Origin of the sequence: Nonomuraea sp. NPDC050547, from assembly GCF_044457345.1 — a bacterium.
GTDB lineage: Bacteria > Actinomycetota > Actinomycetes > Streptosporangiales > Streptosporangiaceae > Nonomuraea.
Map to the genome: position 1 here is coordinate 440279 of NZ_JBITGW010000004.1, position 16689 is coordinate 456967.

At 69.8% G+C, this 16689-nt stretch carries 13 protein-coding genes and 1 riboswitch; of the genes, 10 read left to right on the forward strand and 3 right to left on the reverse strand.

The window, feature by feature from the left end; genetic code table 11:
• The first annotated feature begins 147 nt into the window (after positions 1-147).
• The gene (locus ACIBHY_RS12805) at positions 148-852 is read left to right on the forward strand and encodes a FadR/GntR family transcriptional regulator (protein ID WP_397253737.1); all 705 of its coding nucleotides are present in this window, start codon (positions 148-150) and stop codon (positions 850-852) included.
• A 14-nt stretch (positions 853-866) separates the two neighbouring features.
• Positions 867-950: riboswitch (ZMP/ZTP riboswitch) on the forward strand.
• A gap of 14 nt (positions 951-964) precedes the next feature.
• The gene (locus tag ACIBHY_RS12810) at positions 965-1828 is read left to right on the forward strand and encodes a bifunctional 5,10-methylenetetrahydrofolate dehydrogenase/5,10-methenyltetrahydrofolate cyclohydrolase (protein ID WP_397253412.1); all 864 of its coding nucleotides are present in this window, start codon (positions 965-967) and stop codon (positions 1826-1828) included.
• Between the two features lie 69 nt (positions 1829-1897).
• Here the strand turns inward: ACIBHY_RS12810 and ACIBHY_RS12815 are convergent, their stop codons facing one another.
• Positions 1898-3913: a DUF2264 domain-containing protein gene (locus tag ACIBHY_RS12815; RefSeq protein WP_397306730.1), complete on the reverse strand. Its 2016-nt coding sequence runs from the start codon at positions 3911-3913 to the stop codon at positions 1898-1900.
• Positions 3914-4008: 95 nt separating this feature from the next.
• Here ACIBHY_RS12815 and ACIBHY_RS12820 point away from each other — a divergent pair, with 95 nt between their 5' ends.
• The 8 genes from ACIBHY_RS12820 (at position 4009) to ACIBHY_RS12855 (ending at position 13990) form a co-directional block, all read left to right on the forward strand.
• Positions 4009-5082: a substrate-binding domain-containing protein gene (locus ACIBHY_RS12820; RefSeq protein WP_397253416.1), complete on the forward strand. Its 1074-nt coding sequence runs from the start codon at positions 4009-4011 to the stop codon at positions 5080-5082.
• An 831-nt stretch (positions 5083-5913) separates the two neighbouring features.
• Entirely contained in the window at positions 5914-7230 is a 1317-nt protein-coding gene (locus ACIBHY_RS12825; RefSeq protein WP_397306731.1) for an ABC transporter substrate-binding protein, read from the forward strand.
• Positions 7231-7588: 358 nt separating this feature from the next.
• Positions 7589-8461 carry a carbohydrate ABC transporter permease gene (locus ACIBHY_RS12830; protein WP_397306732.1) on the forward strand — a complete coding sequence of 291 codons (873 nt, stop codon included), beginning with the start codon at positions 7589-7591 and terminating at the stop codon, positions 8459-8461.
• Positions 8458-9291 carry a carbohydrate ABC transporter permease gene (locus ACIBHY_RS12835; protein ID WP_397306733.1) on the forward strand — a complete coding sequence of 278 codons (834 nt, stop codon included), beginning with the start codon at positions 8458-8460 and terminating at the stop codon, positions 9289-9291. Before ACIBHY_RS12830 ends, ACIBHY_RS12835 begins: the two co-directional genes overlap by 4 nt.
• Positions 9292-9311: 20 nt before the next feature.
• On the forward strand, positions 9312-10295 hold the full coding sequence (locus ACIBHY_RS12840; protein WP_397306734.1) for a hydroxyacid dehydrogenase: 984 nt from the start codon (positions 9312-9314) through the stop codon (positions 10293-10295).
• A gap of 61 nt (positions 10296-10356) precedes the next feature.
• Entirely contained in the window at positions 10357-12435 is a 2079-nt protein-coding gene (locus ACIBHY_RS12845) for a right-handed parallel beta-helix repeat-containing protein (protein ID WP_397306735.1), read from the forward strand.
• 226 nt (positions 12436-12661) lie between these two features.
• A complete protein-coding gene (locus ACIBHY_RS12850) occupies positions 12662-13207 on the forward strand; it encodes a hypothetical protein (RefSeq protein ID WP_397253428.1) in 546 nt (181 codons plus the stop codon).
• Between the two features lie 27 nt (positions 13208-13234).
• Positions 13235-13990: a hypothetical protein gene (locus tag ACIBHY_RS12855; protein ID WP_397253430.1), complete on the forward strand. Its 756-nt coding sequence runs from the start codon at positions 13235-13237 to the stop codon at positions 13988-13990.
• A 6-nt stretch (positions 13991-13996) separates the two neighbouring features.
• Here the strand turns inward: ACIBHY_RS12855 and ACIBHY_RS12860 are convergent, their stop codons facing one another.
• Positions 13997-15610, reverse strand: a complete 1614-nt coding sequence (locus tag ACIBHY_RS12860) for an FAD-dependent oxidoreductase (RefSeq protein WP_397306736.1) — start codon at positions 15608-15610, stop codon at positions 13997-13999.
• A 32-nt stretch (positions 15611-15642) separates the two neighbouring features.
• The gene (locus ACIBHY_RS12865) at positions 15643-16668 is read right to left on the reverse strand and encodes a LacI family DNA-binding transcriptional regulator (RefSeq protein WP_397306737.1); all 1026 of its coding nucleotides are present in this window, start codon (positions 16666-16668) and stop codon (positions 15643-15645) included.
• Between the last annotated feature and the right edge of the window lie 21 nt (positions 16669-16689).

A 16689-nucleotide genomic window follows, 5' to 3' on the forward strand; every position in this document is an offset into this window, starting at 1 on the left:
CGGACAACAATCCGGTGCTCACGTGAGGATGCTCCGATCTGGCCACGGCGGTTTCCCGTTGATTGGGCTAGTGTTAGACCATTGAGGTCCATGGCGGGATCGATTGTCAAGGCCCTGTGGCGTTGGGGGGAGCGAAGCGTGAACCCGTTGACGGTGCTGCGCCCCGTGCGCGCGGGCAACGCGTTCGAGGAGACCGTGGAGCGGTTGCTCCAGGCCATCAAGCTGGGCGTCGTCGCGCCCGGCGAGAAGCTCCCGCCCGAACGCGAGCTCGCCGTCCAGCTCGGCATCAGCAGGGTGACGCTGCGCGAGGCCATCCGCGCCCTGCAGGACTCCGGCTTTCTCGATGTACGGCGCGGCCGTTACGGCGGTGCCTTCGTCACCTATGTCCCGCCACAGCCCGGCACCGGAGCCCTGCGCAAGGTCGTCGCCGACATGGGCAACGACGATCTCTCCGACGCCCTCACCTTCCGCATGGCCGTGGAGTGCGGCGCCGCGCAGGTGCTGGCCACGACCTCGCTCGACGAGGACCGCCGCCGGATCCTGCGCGCCCGCCTGGACGATCTCAACGCCGCCCAGCCAGGGGAGTACCGCCGCCTCGACACCGCCTTCCACCTGGCGATCGCCGAGCTGACCGGCTCCCCGCTGCTGGCCGCCACCTGCGCCGACGCCCGGTTGCGCGTCAGCGACCTGCTCAACGCCATCCCGATGCTCCAGGTCAACATCGATCACGCGGCCACCCAGCACGAGGCCATTGTGGCGGCGATCCTGTCCGGAGATCCGGAGGCGGCGCGGCGTGCCGTGTCCGAGCATCTGGAGGGCACCGCGGCGCTCCTGCGCGGCTTCCTGTCCTGAGGCTTCTGGCATCCTAGGAGGAGCGCGACTGGCGGCACAAAGGATGGAATCGACCATCGGGGAGCTCGTCGTGGAAGCCGACCGCCTGGGCGACCACGTTGCGAGGAGAGCCATGACCCGCATGCTTCCCGGCGGTCCGGTGGCGCAGAGTGTCCTGGAGGACGTCGCCGCGCGCGCCGCCGTACTGACTGCCAAGGGTGTGACACCGTCGCTGGCCACGATCCTGGTCGGTGACGACGACGCCAGTGCCGGATACATCAGGATCAAGCAGCGGCAGGCGGCGGAGCTCGGCTTCGACTCACCGCACACCCACCTGCCGTCCGACGCCACCCAGGCCGACCTCCACGCCGCCATCGCCGCCTACAACGACGACCCGGCGGTGCACGGGCTGCTGGTGCAGTACCCGGTGCCCGGTCACCTCGACTACGACGCGGCGCTGCAGTCCATGGACCCCGACAAGGACGTGGACGGCATGCACCCGCTCAACATGGGCAGGCTGTCCCTCGGCATGCCCGGACCGCTGCCCTGCACGCCTGCCGGAATCGAGGCGCTGCTCGCCTTCTACGAGATTCCGGTGGCGGGGCGGGAGGTCGTGATCCTCGGCCGTGGCGCCACCCTCGGCCGGCCGCTGGCCACGCTGCTCAGCCAGAAGCGGCCCACGGCCAACGCCGCGGTGACCGTGGTCCACACCGGCGTATCCGACTGGGCCCGCTACACGCGGCGGGCCGACATCCTCATCGCCGCGGCCGGGGTGCCGGGGATCATCCAGCCCGAGCACGTGAAGCCCGGGGCCGTCGTCGTCGGCGGGGGCGTTCGGTATGAGGGGCGGCGGTTGCTGCCCGACGTGGACGAATCGGTCGAGGCGGTGGCGGGGGCGATCACGCCTCGGGTGGGCGGCGTGGGGCCGACGACGGTGGCGATGCTGTTCCGCAACGCGATCATGGCCGCGGAGAGGGCCGTGGGCGTTCCGGCGTGACCGCGTCTCGGGGCGCTGCGGTCTTTCCGGCGCGGACTGCCGTCGTCCTTCCGGAGCGACGCCGGTGGCCTAGCGACCTTCCGGCGTGATCGCAGGAGGCGTGGGCCCTTCCGGGGTGATCACGTGGACGACCCCGTCCGGCCAGGTGAGCGTGACCTCCAGCCCGTTCACCTCGGCCGAGGGGAGTTCGGGCAGTTCGTGGGCCAGGACGGCGGCGCTCACTCGCCAGCCGGCGGCGTCGGTGCCGGTGAGCGCCGGGACCAGGGCGGGCCTGCCGAACGCCGTGCCCTCGGGCGCCTCCAGCACCGAAGGCGTCACCGCCCCCGCCAACGGAACCAGCCAGGACCCCAGCCCGTCCACCGCCCACACAACGGCCCCACCCGCGGCCCGTCCGCCGGAGCCACCCGCTCCGCCCGCTGTGTCCGTGGCCTGAACGGCGTAGCCGCCCACCCCATCCGCGACCGTTGTGACGGAGCCAGCCGTCTTGTTCGCGCCCGTCATGGCGGTGTCGCCCGCTCCGTTCGTGGCCTTTGCGATGGTTTCGCCTGCTACGTCTGTGACTTTTGCGGCGGCTTCGCCCGCAGCGTCCGCGCCCGCCATGGCGGTTTCGCCTGCTGCGTCCGTGCCTGTTGCCGCGGTTTCGCCCGTCCCCACCGTGCGGTCGCCTGGCGTGGCGTGGGCCAGTGCCCAGCCCGTCTCCCTGCCCACCTCGCCATAGTGCAGCCGCACCTCCACCTCCCCGCGCACCACGCTCACACTGGCCACCCCGCTTCCCTCGCCGAACGAGGCCGCCCAAGCGCCGTCGCCCAGCGCACCGGCGCCCCGAGGGACGATGCGCCCGCGGGGACCTGAGCCCGCGTGGTTGTCCGGGATGTCGGTGGCGGTGGTGGGGCCGGTGCGGGTGGAGTAGGCGTAGCGGTCGTAGAGCGGGTCACCGGGGTGGTGCTGGCTGCCGTGGTTGACGACTCGGGCGAGGCCGCCGGTGTTGTGGACGATGAGGCCGGGACCGGCCAGCGCCTGAACTCCCCGCGGCCCCGGCTCCTCGGTGGCCGTCCAGACGGGGTGGCCGGCGGGCAGGAGGAGGCCGGCGAACGCCTTCGCCGCCCAGTACGGCGAGGCGAACCCCGAGTACCCCTGCAGCGACGGTTCGTGCGGCCCGTGCCAGCCGAGCGTGAGAATGCCCTCCGGTGACAGGGCGTCGTGCTCCAGGAAACGGCGGAGCGTGGCCGAGGCGATGCCTCTGGTCTGGCCGGGTGTCAGCGGGGTGGACTCGGCCAGCGCACCGGCGAAGAGCGAGGCGGCCGAAGCGAAGCGATAGGTGAGCGATCGGCCGTGATAGAGCATGCCGCCTTCGTTGTCGAACATCCGCGCATAACCGGTCAGGAACTCCTTGAGCCGCCCGCCGTACTTCCCGACGGGGGTTTTGGACAGCAGCGCGAGCAGGACCGGATACAGGTGCATCGCCCAGCCGTTGTAGTGGTCGAAGGAGCGGTTGGCGCCGTCGGAGTACCAGCCGTCGCCGGTGTACCAGGGCTCGATGCGCTCCAGGCCGCGCCGCACTGCCGCCTCTGCCTCCTCGGCGTGGAACCCGGCGGACGCCAGGAAACCGCCCACCATGACGGGAAACAGCCACCAGTTGTTGTCCACCGGATCATGCCGGAGCGCTCCGGCCAGGTACCCGGCCACGCGATCCTGGACGTCGCCGGGCAGGTGGTCCCAGAGCCGCTCGCGGGTGAGCCACAGCCCGATGGCGATCGACGCCGCCTCGACCATGGGCTGAGTACGGTCCCCGACAGGCTCCCAGACCTCCGGCCCGGCCCGCAGCCCGCGCCCGTAAGGTTCGAGCAGCTCGACCGGCCCCCCACCGGCCACCCGGAAGGCGGCGAGCAGGAACGTCCTCGCGTACCCCTCCAGGCCATCGCATCGCGACGAGCTCTCCCGGCCGGGCAAAGTGATCACAGCACCGTCCACGGAGCGGTACGGTTCCACCGCGCCCAGCAGCCCGTCGGCCACCGCCTCCCAGTGGGCACGGGTCCACCCCGTGAGCGGGCTGAGCGAACGGTCCTCCGGCGGAAGGGGAAACATGCACCACTCCAAGGGATCTCCGACTGTGATCGAACGAAAGCATACGTTCATATCCGCACGCTAGGATCAGCAACGACCGAGTCGAAGGGGCCACCGTGTTCGTCGAGCAACGCCATGAACTCATCCTGCGCGAGGTGAGCGAGCGCGGATCCGTGCGGCTCACCGACCTGGTCGAGCGCGTCGGCGTCTCCATGGTCACCCTGCGCAGAGACGTGGAACACCTGGCCGGGCAGGGGTTGCTCAAGCGTGTGCACGGCGGCGTGACCAGGGTCCGCACCGACCTGCCGGGCTCACCCGCCGCCGCCGACACCCCCACGGCGCCCGGCACCGGCGACACCGGCCTGACCATCGGCATGCTCGTGCCATCGGCCACCTACTACTACCCGGCCGTCATCAAAGGCGCCCGCGAACAGGCCGCCAAACTCGGGGCGAGGCTGGTGCTCGGCGTCTCCCGCTACGACGAGGCCGAGGAACGCCTCCAGGTCGCCCAGCTCGTCGCCGGAGGCGGAGTGGAGGGCCTGCTGCTCACCACGACCCGCCAGCCCGACGAGTCCCACGGAGACTGGCTCGCCGGCCTGAAGGTGCCCACGGTCCTGGTGGAGCGCCGGGCGGGACTGGGCGGCCCCGCCTCCCTGCTGGACGCCGTCGCCTCCCACCACGCCCACGGCGCCTTCCTCGGCGTCCGCCACCTCGCCGACCTGGGCCACCGACGCGTCGCCATGGTCACCCGCGAAAGTCCCACGGCCCCGCGCGTACGCCAGGGCTTCGAAGCGGCACTGCGCGACCTCGACCTGTCCGGCTACGCCGACCTCGGCATAGACCAGGAGGGCCCGTCCCACCACCAGGTGGGTGACGTCGTGCGCGCGGTCCGCGCCGAGGGAGTGACGGCGCTGCTCGTCCACAACGACGAGGACGCGTTGCTCCTGGTCCAGCACCTGCGCTCAGCGGGCGTCACGATCCCGGACGAGGTCTCCATCGTCGCCTACGACGACGAGGTGGCCGCCCTGAGCGACCCGCCGCTGACCGCCGTAGCCCCCCCGAAAAGCGCGGTGGGCGCCCACGCCGTAGACCTCCTGATCCGCCGCCTGACCACCGGCCCCCACACCCCCCGCCAACACATCGCCCTCCTCCCCGAACTCCGCCCCCGCGCCTCCACCCGCCCAATCTGATCGCTCTGTTCTTTCTCTTTCGCTTTTCGCTCTTTCTCGCTCCTCTTGCTTCCCACCTGCAGCACTGTGTCCGCTGCCCTGCCCTCCTCGCGCCGCTCGCCCCACGCCGCTCGTGGTGCCCCTCCCGTGTGTGACTCGCCCGCCTTCGTGGTGCCCCTCCCGTGCGTGACTCGCCCGCCTTCGTGCTGCGCTCGCCTTCGTGTTGCGCTCGCCTTCGTGTTGCGCGCTTTCCGTTACGGCAGGCCACTCTGCCCGCCCCGCCGTCGTGGGCCGCCGCCAGTCGAGCGCTGGTCGTGAGGGCTCACGGGGTCGCTCGCCGTAACAACTCCGCTCTTGCCCAGCCGCCGTGCCCCACGTCCGCGCCGTACAACGGCGCCGAACGCCACCGACCACCCTCCCACCGCCCGGCGCCGAAAAGCGCAGGTGGCCCGCCACCGACCGCGTCCCGGCCTGCGCGTCCCGGCCTGCGCGTCCCGGCCTGCGCGTCCCGGCCTGCGCGTCCCGGCCTGCGCGTCCCGGCCTGCGCGTCCCGGCCTGCGCGTGCCGGCCTGCGCGTGCCGGCCTGCGCGTGCCGGCCTGGGCGTGCCGGCCTGCGCGTGCCGGCCTGGGCGTGCCGGCCTGCGTGTCCGGGCTTGCGTGTCCCCAACCGTTGTCGTGGTGTTGAGCCCCTTTAGCCCGCATGGCTGTCGGGACTGCGCGGTGGGGGCGTAGCCCTGGGGGTGGGGTTTCGAGATGGAGTTGTGATGATCGAATAGTAGACATGTGTTCGGTTGTGAGCGAATGATGCTCCAGAACGATCGTATTTCGATCGACTGCGGAGAAGGAGCATCGATGGAGCGTAAACGCGCCGCCGCCGGTCTTGCTGGGCTGCTGGCCGGGATCACCATGCTCGCGGCCTGCGGCGGTGGGGGGCAGGAGGCCGCCGGTACCGGGGCGGGTGGGCAGCCGGTTACCGTCACGTTCTGGGGGTGGGCCAAGGGCACTCAGCAGGTCGTGGACGCCTTCAACAAGTCGCACAAGGACGTTCAGATCAAGTTCGAGGAGATTCCCTCCGGCAACGCCGGTGGCTATGCGAAGTTCGCCAACGCCGTCAAGGCCGGCAACGCGCCTGATGTCATGTCGATCGAGTATCCCCAGCTGCCCGACTTTGTTAATCAGGGCGCGTTGCAGGACATCACCGCCGTTACCGCTGACGTCAAGGGGAAGTATCCGGGCTCGGTCTTCAGCCTGGTCGAGCTGGGCGGGAAGACCTGGGGGGTGCCTATGGACGCGGCTCCGCAGGTGTTCTTCTATCGCAAGGATCTGTTCGAGAAGAACAAGATCGAAGTGCCCGCGACCTGGGATGAGTTCAAGGCTGCCGCGGTCAAGGTGAAGAAGGCGGACGGCAAGGCGCGGATCGCCACGTTCTTCCCCGATGATCCCAGTGTGCTGGCCGCGCTGGCGTGGCAGGCGGGGGGTAAGTGGTTCGGGACCGAGAGTGACGCCTGGAAGGTGTCGATCGCGGACGAGGCCACGAAGAAGGTCGCCGGCTACTGGCAGGACCTGGTCAAGGACGACCTCGTGCACGTGCAGGCCTCGTTCTCGCAGCCGTGGAACGCCGCCTTCGAGGACGACACCCTCTGGGGCTACGTCGGCGCCAACTGGGGCGCGGGCGTCATGAAGAGCGGCCACGCGGGCCAGTCCGGCAAGTGGGCGATCGCGCCGGTGCCGCACTGGGGGACCCCGTCCAGTGGCATGCTCGGTGGCACGACTTTCGGTGTCTCCAAGAACAGTAAGAACAGTAAGCAAGCGATCGAGGTCATTAAGTGGCTGACCGGCTCTGAGCAGGCTTGGACGGCCCGCCTGGCCTCCGGGACCTCCAGTGGCTTCCCTGCCATCGCCGACCTGGTGCCGGTCGCGGCCAAGAGCTTCGACGCCTCGTTCTACGGCGGTCAGGACATCTACGCGCTGTTCTCGGAGTCGTACAAGACGATTCAGCCGGGCTGGACGTGGGGGCCGAGCATGGTGCAGACCCTCACCGCCTTCAAGGACTCGCTCGGCAAGGTGAGCACCGGTGAGACCACGATCCCGTCGGTCCTGGACACCGTGCAGACCGCGACGGTCAACGAGATCAAGGCCCGCGGGCTGAACGTCGCCGCCCAGCAGTGACACCGGTACGGCGCGCCCCGCCCTACCGGAAAGATCCCGCCGTGCCGGAAAGGCGCCGTCGAGAGAGCCGTGACGAAAGTGTCCGCACCGTAGCGGAGGGATCCGCGCCGTGACGGAAAGATCCCGCCGCATCGGAGGGATCCGCGCCGGGCCAAGGGATCGCGCCGGACCAAAGGATCACGCCGTGCCGGAAGGGTCCGCGACCTACCCCGGAAGGGTCCGCGACCTACCCCGGAAGGGTCCGCGGCCAACCCCGGGATCCACCCCGAAAGGGGTCGCGGCTCGCCCCGGAAGGGTTCGCGGGCCACCCCGAAGAGGTTCGCGGCGTATTGGAAATGGTCGATGACAAAGGAGCAGCATGCGCAGTGAGGCGGCGCGGCGGCGGGGAGCGGTTGTGCTCTTCGTGGGGCCGTTCTTCGTGCTCTTCGCCGCGGTGATCGTGGCGCCGCTGGCCTACGCGGTCTACCTGAGCCTGTTCAGTGAGAAGTCCTCGGGGCTCGGGTTCGGTGGGACCGAGACGGTCTTCGTCGGGCTGGGGAACTACCTGGACACGCTCAAGGACAAGGCCTTCACCGACGGGTTCCTGGTGATCGCCGGGTACTGCCTGCTCTACATCCCGCTGATGATCGGCGGGGCGCTCGGGCTGGCGTTGCTGCTCGATTCGGGGCTGGCGCGGCTGCGGAGGTTCTTTCAGCTGGCGTTGTTCATGCCACATGTCGTCCCGGGCGTCATCGCGGGGCTGATCTGGCTCTATCTCTACCTGCCGGGGATCAGCCCGATCGTGGATCTTCTGGGCGGGGTCGACTTTCTCGGTGGCGGGGCTGTGCTCGGGTCCATCGTCAACGTCGCGCTCTGGGAGTGGATCGGCTACAACATGATCATCTACTTCGCGGCGCTGCAGGCCATTCCGGCCGAAGTGCTGGAGGCGGCGCGGATGGACGGCGCGGGCCGGTTGCGGACCGCCTTCCGCGTGAAGCTGCCGCTCATTCGCGGCGCGGTCGTCACGACGCTGCTGTTCACGATCATCGGCTCGCTGCAGTTGTTCACCGAGCCCATGGTGTTCGACAACTCCAGCGACGGCGTCGTCAGCACCTGGACCCCGAACATGTACGCCTACAACGAGGCGTTCGGCAACAACGACTACGGCCAGGCGGGCGCCGCCTCGATCCTGCTGGCGCTGCTGGCCGCCGTGATGTCGTACGTCGTCACCAAGTGGAGCAACCGCCGATGAAGTGGATGTCCCGGGCGACGGTCAACCTCTTCCTGGTGATCGCCGCTCTCTACACGCTGCTGCCGCTGACGTGGCTGCTGTTCGCCTCGACGAAGACACTCGACGACCTGTACGGCACGCCGGGCTTCGCCTTCGCCGACTTCAGCCTGATCGACAACATCCGGGCCGTGAGCAGCGAGAACGGCGGCATCTTCTTCCGCTGGTACCTCAACAGCGTCCTGTACGCGGGGGCCGGAGCGGCGGTGAGCGCGCTGATCTCGGTGATGTGCGGCTTCGCCTTCGACAAGTACGCCTGGTTCGGCAAGGAGAAGATGTTCGGTCTGGTGCTGCTCGGCGTGCTGGTACCGACCACGGCGACGGCGCTGCCGCTGTATCTGCTGGCCTCGAAGGTGGGTGTGGTCAACACGTTCTGGGCGGTGTTCGTCCCGGCGCTGGTGCATCCGTTCGGGGTCTACCTGTCCCGCGTGCTGTCGGCCGGTTACGTACCCAATGAAGTGCTTGAAGCGGCGCGTTCGGACGGTGCGGGGGAGGTGCGGGCGTTCGTGAAGGTGGCGCTGCCGATGCTGCTGCCCGCGTTCGTGACGATCTTCCTGTTCCAGTTCACGGCGATCTGGAACAACTTCTTCCTGCCGCTGGTCATGCTCAACGACCAGCATCTCTACCCGCTCAGCCTGGGACTGTTCACGTGGGAGAAGCAGGGCAACGCCTTCCCCGAGTTCCACACGCTGGTGATCACGGGCTCGCTGCTGTCGGTGGTGCCGCTGCTGGTCGTGTTCATGTCGCTGCAGCGGTTCTGGAAGGCCGGAATGACGGCGGGCAGCGTCAAGTGAGCGATTTCTCGGGGGATGTCATGAAGAGGCCCAGGACGCTGGTCGCCATGGGCGCGCAGGTCGCGCGGCGGCTGCTGCGCGAACCGGTCAGAAGCCGCCTGGCGCTGGTCGCCGATGTGGACCCGGATCTGGTGGTGACCGACTTCGCCGACGCCGACCTGGCCGAGGTGGAGGTGCTCTACACCTCGTGGGGCTGTCCGATGGTCACCGCCGAGGTGCTGGCCAGGGCGCCCCGGCTGCGCGCGATCGTGCACGCGGCGGGGTCGGTCAAGCACCACGTGAGCGAGGCCTGCTGGCAGCGCGGCATCAAGGTCTCCACCGCCGCGGCCGCCAACGCGGAGCCGGTGGCGGAGTTCACGCTGGCCGCGATCCTGTTCGCGAACAAGCGGGTGTTCGACATCGCCCGCGACTACCGCGCGAACCGGGCCGACGGCGACTGGGACGCCCGCTATCCCGGCTTCGGCAACTACCGCCGCACGGTCGGCGTCGTGGGCGCCTCCAGGATCGGGCGGCGGGTGATCGAACTGCTGAAACCGTTCGACCTGGACGTTCTGGTCAGCGACCCGTACCTGCGCGAGGACCTGGGCGCCGAGCGGGTGAGCCTCGACGAGCTGGTCACCCGGAGCGACGTCGTCAGCGTCCACGCCCCGGACCTGCCGGAGACCCGCCACATGATCGGCAAGGACCGGCTCGCGGCCATGCGCGACGGCGCCACGCTGATCAACACCGCCCGCGCGGCCCTGGTCGACCAGGACGCGCTCACCGCCGAGCTGGCCTCGGGCCGCCTTCACGCCGTACTCGACCACACCGCCCCGGAGATCCTGCCGTCCGGCTCCGTCCTCTACGACCTGCCGAACGTGCTGGTCACCCCGCACATCGCCGGTTCGCTCGGCGGCGAGCTGGCCCGCATGGCCGATCTCGCCGTGGACGAGCTGGTCCGCTACGCCCGCGGCCTGCCCTTCGCGCACGGAGTGGAGCCCGCGAGCCTGTCCCGCTCCGCCTGATCCCGACCTTCCGCCTGATCCCCACCTTCTCGCTGAATCCGACCTTCTGGAGAGCAAACCGATGCGCTTAACCCCCCGCCTGGCGCTCCTGGCCGCGCTCGTCGCGGCCTGCGCCGGGCTGACCGCCGCCCCGGCCCAGGCCGCCGCCGCGCGTAACTTCTTCGTCGACTGCCAGGCCGCCCCCGGCGGTTCCGGCCGTGACGCCGCCGGACCACTCACCGTGCTGGCGCAGGTCAACGCGATCGCGTTCCGCGCGAAGGACACGGTCAGGTTCCGCGCGGGCACCGTCTGCACCGGCCGCCTCGAACCACTCGGATCCGGTACGGCGGGCCGCCCCGTCACCTTCACCTCCTACGGCACCGGCCCTAAGCCGATCATCCAGGGCGACGGCGGTGAGTGGGCCGTTCACCTGGTCGACAACAGCCACGTCACCATCGAGAAGCTGCATATCACCAACCCGGCGCGGACGACGGGCAAGCGGACCGGCGTGCAGTACAACTCCACGACGGCCGCGCCCAAGGCCGGGCTGGTGCTGCGCGACCTGGAGATCTCCGACGTCGCCGGGTGGGGCGACAAGACCGGCGCGAACGCCTCCTGGTTCGCCTACTCCGCGGGCATCAGCATCCAGGCGCTGCCCGACGGAGTGCCGGGCCCGATCGACGGCATCACGATCACCGGCAACCACATCCACGACACCGGCGGTGGCGGGATCAAGATCAGCCGGAAGGGCAACGACTACCACCGCAACGTGCTCATCGCCCGCAACACGATCAGGGCGGTCGGCGGCGACGGCATCGTGGTGCACGCCTCGGACCGGCCGCTGGTGGAGCACAACTTGTTCGACGAGGGCGGGGCCGGGAAATACCCGTACGTCGACGGAAATTTCGCGGGCATGTGGCCGATCAACTCGGTGGACCCGATATTTCAGTACAACGAGGTGACCCGCCAGCGGCCCACCATCTACGACTCCACCGCCTGGGACTGCGACGGCGGCATCAAGGGCACCTGTCTCTACCAGTACAACTACTCGCACGACAACGCCGGAGGCTTCTTCCTCGGCTGCCAGGGCTGCACCGAGTTCCCCAACTACAAGGCGACCGCCGTCCTGCGCTTCAACATCGCCCAGGACGACTGCCGTATCGCCAACACCGACAACGCGCCCTTCCGCGTCTACAACAACACCTTCTTCTGCTCCAGCCAGAAGGTAGACATGCGGCTCAACCAGGACACGCGCCTCGTCAACAACATCTTCTACGCCGCCCACGGCGCCTTCCCGACCGGTACCGGCATCTCCTACGACGCCAACGTCTACCACGGCGGCATCACCCCGCCCGCCGGTGACGCCCGCGGCATCACCGCCGACCCCGGTCTGGCCGCACCCGGCACCGCCACCGGCGCCGGTGACGTGGACGGCTACAAGCTGCTCGCCGGATCGCCCGCCCTGGGCACCGGGGCGGCCGTGGACGGGCTGGGCGCCCGTGACTATTTCGGCAACCCGTTGACGACGCTCAGCAGGGGCGCCTACTCGGGGGCTCCTGTGGTGGCGGAGCCGTACCGGAGGATCGAGGACGCCTACAACAACGTCGGCGTCAGCTCCGACCTCAACCCGAACACCGGCGGGTTGTCCACCAGCGGACGCAGCTATTCGGGGCAGGGGCTGGAGAAGGCCGGGCTCGTTCCCGGGCGGCCGGTGAGCGTGCTCGGCGCGTCGTTCGTGTGGCATCCACGCCCGTACGGCTGGGCCGACAACGTGAAGGCGGCCGGTCAGACCATCCGGATGTCCGGGAAGGGGGCGAACCTCGTGGTGCTGGGGACCGGGGTGTTCAAGGTGCGGGAGGGCGAATTCACCGTTACCTACACCGATGGCAGTGCCGAGGCGAAGACCGTGCGGTTCGGGGACTTCTGGGATGCCGGGGCGCCTGCCGGTGGCGTCGTGGTCGCTCGTACGGACTATCACAACATCACCCAGACCAGCCACAAGAACCCGGCCACCGGACAGACCCGCGAATCGGGCGTCACGGTCTTCGGGTACTCGGTCCCCTTGGACCCGGGCAAGACGGTCGCCTCGGTCACGCTGCCCGAGGGGAGCCCGCTCGCGGATGCCGGTCTGCACGTTTTCGACATGAAGGTCACCGGCTGACCGCATGACACCCACCACCCCACACCCCACCAGAGCGCCATCTCGTGGCGGAGCGCCGCACCCGGAGCGATCCGAGCGACCAGGGCAGAGCGGGCGATCCGGGCGGCAGCCTGAGCGACAAGGGCCCTCCGGTCTGGGCTGGTGGTGGGTTCTTGCTCTGGCTGTCACCGCGATGCTCGTCACCGCCTGCTCCCTCACCCCGCCACCACCACCTAAGGAGAAGGAGGTGGTGGTGCTGGTCGAGGGGGAGCCGGTGGTCCGGGCGGAGCTGGAGCGGGGCATGAACACCGCTCGGGCCGGCGTCGCCGCGGCCAACGGAGGCGCCGTCCCGCCCGACCGGTTGCGGGCCGAGGGGCTGGCGCTGGCCGTACAGGACAAGGTGCTGCGGTTGTGGGCGCGTGAGGAAGGCCTGCTCGCCGATGTCAGCGAGGCGGGTTTCGCGGCGGCGCTGGCGGCGGAGAACCGCCGCCGCGAACAGGCCCGCGCGTCCGGCCGCCCGCTGCCCGGTGTGCCGTCCTACGACGAGTACACCTTCGCCGGCCTGCGGGCCGCCGAGCTCAGGAAGGCGCTGGCCGACCGCCTGGACCTGCCGCGCGAGCGGGTCCGCGCCCACTACGACGAGCTGGTGAAGGACCTCACGGGCGAGCCGCCCACGTTCGCGGAGTCCGAGCAGCGGGTACGGCTCTCGCTCGCCGACCGCGAAGTCACCAAAGAACTCGCCAAACGCCTACAAACCGCCCAAGTGACCCAGCCGTCGCGCAAGGTGCAATGAACTGCTCGTACCATCGGTTTCAGGGCTATGGGGTATTGGTTCGAGCACAGCATCGTTGCGACGGGGCGGCTACCGCTGTTCTGTTTCTTCGTCGCGCTCATCGGCGCCTTCGTTTTCGTGCGCATCAACGTCCGGCTGATCCGAGCCAAGATCGGATGGTTCCGCAACGTCAGCGTCGGCGAGATGCACATCCACCACGTGGTGTTCGGGGTCGTGCTGATGCTGATCGGCGGCGTCACCGGGCTGGTCGTGGCGACGGCGTCGCAGCTGTGGTTCGCGGTGGCGGCCTCGATCTTCGGGGTGGGTTCGGCGCTGGTGCTGGACGAGTTCGCGCTGATCCTGCACCTGCACGACGTGTACTGGGAGGAAGAGGGACGAACCTCCGTCGACGCCGTCTTCATCGCGATCGCCGTGACCGGACTGCTGCTGATCGGGCTTCGGCCTCTGGTCGTGGACCTCTGGGGCCTCGCCGACACCACGCTGGTGATCGTCTGCAACCTCGTGCTCGCGGTGGTGACCCTGCTCAAGGGCAAGATCTGGACGGGTCTCGTGGGCCTGTTCGTCCCGCTCGTCCTGGTCGTCAGCGCGGTACGGCTGGCGCGTCCCGGCTCCCCGTGGGCGCACTGGTTCTTCGCCGGGCGCAACCCGCGCAAGCTCGCCAGGGCCATCCACCGGGAGGACCGCTGGCGCCGTCCGGTGATCCGCGCGAAGATCGCGTTCCAGGAGTTCGTCTCGGGACGGCACGATCTCCCCTCCACCAGGAAGCGCCGAGGACAGGTGTGACCCCGGCTAGTAGCCGGTGGGCGCGGGCCAGTGGCGTTCGACTCCGGCGGCGTCCAGGCCGGCGGTGAAGTCGGCCAGGTGCGTCTGGTTCTCTCCGACCTTGTGCGGTTCGGTGCCTCGGCGCAGGCAGTACGCGGCGAGATGCCCGGCGACCTCGCCGATGTTCCACTCCACGGGATGCAGCCGGAAGCAGCCGTTGGAGATGTGGGTCGTGCCGAGGTTCTTGGCGGCGGGCAGCAGGTTGCGCATCCTGACCGGCAGCAGCGCGCCCAGGGGGATCTCGAAGGGCACGCTGGCGATGTCGATGTAGTTGTCGCCTCCGGTCGAGGGGTGCAGGTCGATGCGGTACGCGCCGACGCCGACCGAGTCGTGGTGGCGTAGCGCGCCCCGTTCGCCGACGATGGCGCGCGAGACGTGGTGCTCGGTCACGGTGGTGCGGGCGCGGATGCGCCGCGACTCCCGGACATAGGCGGACTTGGCCAGGCCGTCCGCGGTGCCGACGACGTCGTGGCGGAGCCGGAGCCCGGGGAAGCCGGTGCCGCCGTCGAGCCGGGGCGCCTCGGTCTGCAACCAGTAGAGCAGGGACAACGACAGCTGCTTCGCCTCCGCGTGGGCACGCGCGGCCGTGCCGGGGTCGACCTCGATGATCGGCTTGAGCCAGTAGTCGTTGAGCGGCCAGTTGACCAGCGTGATGTCGGAAGCGGCGAAACCGGGATCGAACAGGTCGCGGGCGAGGATCCGGCGGAACATCCACAGGTCCTTGTCCCCCGACTGGGCGCTCTGGTCGGCGAGCACCCCGCGCGGGTCGCCCGCCGGGTTGGGGTCGAACCAGCGGTCCTCCGGCTCCAGGGTGCGCGGGTCGGGCGCGCTGAAGCCCAGCAGCGGGCCGGGCCAGAAGTCCGGCCGGTAGTCGCGCCAGAACGCGTAGTCCGCCGGGCGGTCGATGACATGGTTCTCGCCGTCGTGGTGGGACACGGCGAAGCAGTACGTGATGCCCTGCATGTTCAGCGGCTGGTGCTCGTCCGGCGCGTGCGGCTCGTCGTGCTCGCGCCCCGCCTCGGCGCCCGTGACGTATTCGGTCTTGGCCAGCGGCAGCAGTTCACCGGTCTCGGTCGCGTCGAGGACGTACGCGGCGGTGACGGTGAGCGAGTCGCCCGAGCGGGTGTCCCGTAGCGTGACGGCCGTGACGCGGTCGCCGTCCACGTCCACGTCGAGAGGACGGTGTTCGAGCAGGACGCGCAGCCGCCCGGCGGACTGGTGCGGGGCGAGCATGGCCCGCAGTACGGCCAGCGATACGCCCGGCTCGTGGCACAGTTTGCTGACATATCCGGCGCCCGGGTTGAGGTGCCGCCAGTCGCGCGCGCCGCCGGTCATCGGGTACCACTGCCGGTAGTGGTCGCGGATCGAGGCGCGCAGGTCGCGATAGCTGGCGGTGGCGCCGTAACTCTCGATCCAGGGGTGTTCGTCCGGTGGCACGGCCTGCGCGGTGAGCTGCCCGCCGATCCAGTCGCTCTCCTCGGTGAGAACGACGTTCTGCCCGGCGCGGCAGGCGGCCAGGGCCGCGGCGACGCCGCCGAGCCCACCGCCGACAACAAGGATGTCTGTTCTGATTTCGGGCATGGTGCGGCCTTCCAAAAGGGGTAAAAGGGGTGTCAGCGCGGGGACGCCGCGGTCTGGCCGGGCTCAAGCGAGCAGGCCAGGAGCTGGCGCCGGGAGACGTCCTGGTCTCCCGCGATGAGCTGGGCGAGCAGTCTGACGGCCGCCGCGCCCATCTCACGACGCGGTACGGCGAAGCCGGTGAGCCCGCCGGGACCGGCGGAGGGGTCGCCGAGCGTGGCCAGAGACAGGTCGTCGGGGAACCGGTACCCCGCTTCGCGCGCCGCGGCCAGCAGCGCGAGGTGGGCGGCGTCGGTGTCGGTGGCCTCGGTGACGATCGCGGTGATGCCCTGGTCGTGCCAGGTCCGCAGCCGGTCGGCGGTCAGGTCGGCGCCGTCCGTGCGCACCACCGTGGCCGGCAGCCCGCACGCGTCCATGCCGGCGCGGAAGCCCGTCTCCCTGTCGATCGAGGTGATCGCCTCGTCGGGTTCGCGCACGTACAGGATGCGCTCGTGGCCGAGCCCGGCCAGGTGCCGCACCACGGCCGCGCTCGCCGACACGTAGTCGGCGCCGATGTAGGGCAGGCGGTCGCCGAAGTCGTCGTGCCGCCCTATGTAGACGATCGGCAGGTTGGTGGCCAGCAGGCGGTCCATCTCCGGCACGGGCAGGTGCCGGCCGAGGAACAGGCAGCCGTCGGCCAGGCGTACCCGGTTGAGCACCTGGGCGTGCGGGCGCTCGCCGGTGATGCTGGAGGCTATGAACATCAGCAGGTCGTAGCCCTGGACCGCCGACTCCTCCTCGATGCCCACCAGGAACGGGTAGTAGGCGTGGGACATCTCGGTGGGGAAGGTCGAGGTGAAGGTGTAGAGGCCGAGGAGGTTGTTCTGCCCGGCGGCCAGGCGGGTGGCGATCGGGTCGGGCACGTAGCCGAGCCGCTCGGCGGCCTCCATGACCTTGCGTTGGGTCTCCTCGGCGATGCCGACGGCGGCGGCGCCGCCGTTCAGGATCAGCGACACGGTCGGCTGTGAGACGCCGGCCAGCCGAGCGATGTCCGCCTGACGAGGGCGACCGCTCGATCTCATGACATACCCCCCAAGAAATAG

Excerpts from the sequence above, each read along its gene's own strand:
- ACIBHY_RS12860 (WP_397306736.1), bottom strand. The coding sequence starts at position 15,610 with ATGCCCGAAATCAGAACAGACATCCTTGTTGTCGGCGGTGGGCTCGGC.
- ACIBHY_RS12840 (WP_397306734.1), top strand. The coding sequence starts at position 9,312 with ATGAAGAGGCCCAGGACGCTGGTCGCCATGGGCGCGCAGGTCGCGCGG.
- ACIBHY_RS12865 (WP_397306737.1), bottom strand. The coding sequence starts at position 16,668 with ATGAGATCGAGCGGTCGCCCTCGTCAGGCGGACATCGCTCGGCTGGCC.
- ACIBHY_RS12845 (WP_397306735.1), top strand. The coding sequence starts at position 10,357 with ATGCGCTTAACCCCCCGCCTGGCGCTCCTGGCCGCGCTCGTCGCGGCC.
- ACIBHY_RS12825 (WP_397306731.1), top strand. The coding sequence starts at position 5,914 with ATGGAGCGTAAACGCGCCGCCGCCGGTCTTGCTGGGCTGCTGGCCGGG.
- ACIBHY_RS12815 (WP_397306730.1), bottom strand. The coding sequence starts at position 3,913 with ATGTTTCCCCTTCCGCCGGAGGACCGTTCGCTCAGCCCGCTCACGGGG.
- ACIBHY_RS12855 (WP_397253430.1), top strand. The coding sequence starts at position 13,235 with ATGGGGTATTGGTTCGAGCACAGCATCGTTGCGACGGGGCGGCTACCG.
- ACIBHY_RS12830 (WP_397306732.1), top strand. The coding sequence starts at position 7,589 with ATGCGCAGTGAGGCGGCGCGGCGGCGGGGAGCGGTTGTGCTCTTCGTG.
- ACIBHY_RS12835 (WP_397306733.1), top strand. The coding sequence starts at position 8,458 with ATGAAGTGGATGTCCCGGGCGACGGTCAACCTCTTCCTGGTGATCGCC.
- ACIBHY_RS12810 (WP_397253412.1), top strand. The coding sequence starts at position 965 with ATGACCCGCATGCTTCCCGGCGGTCCGGTGGCGCAGAGTGTCCTGGAG.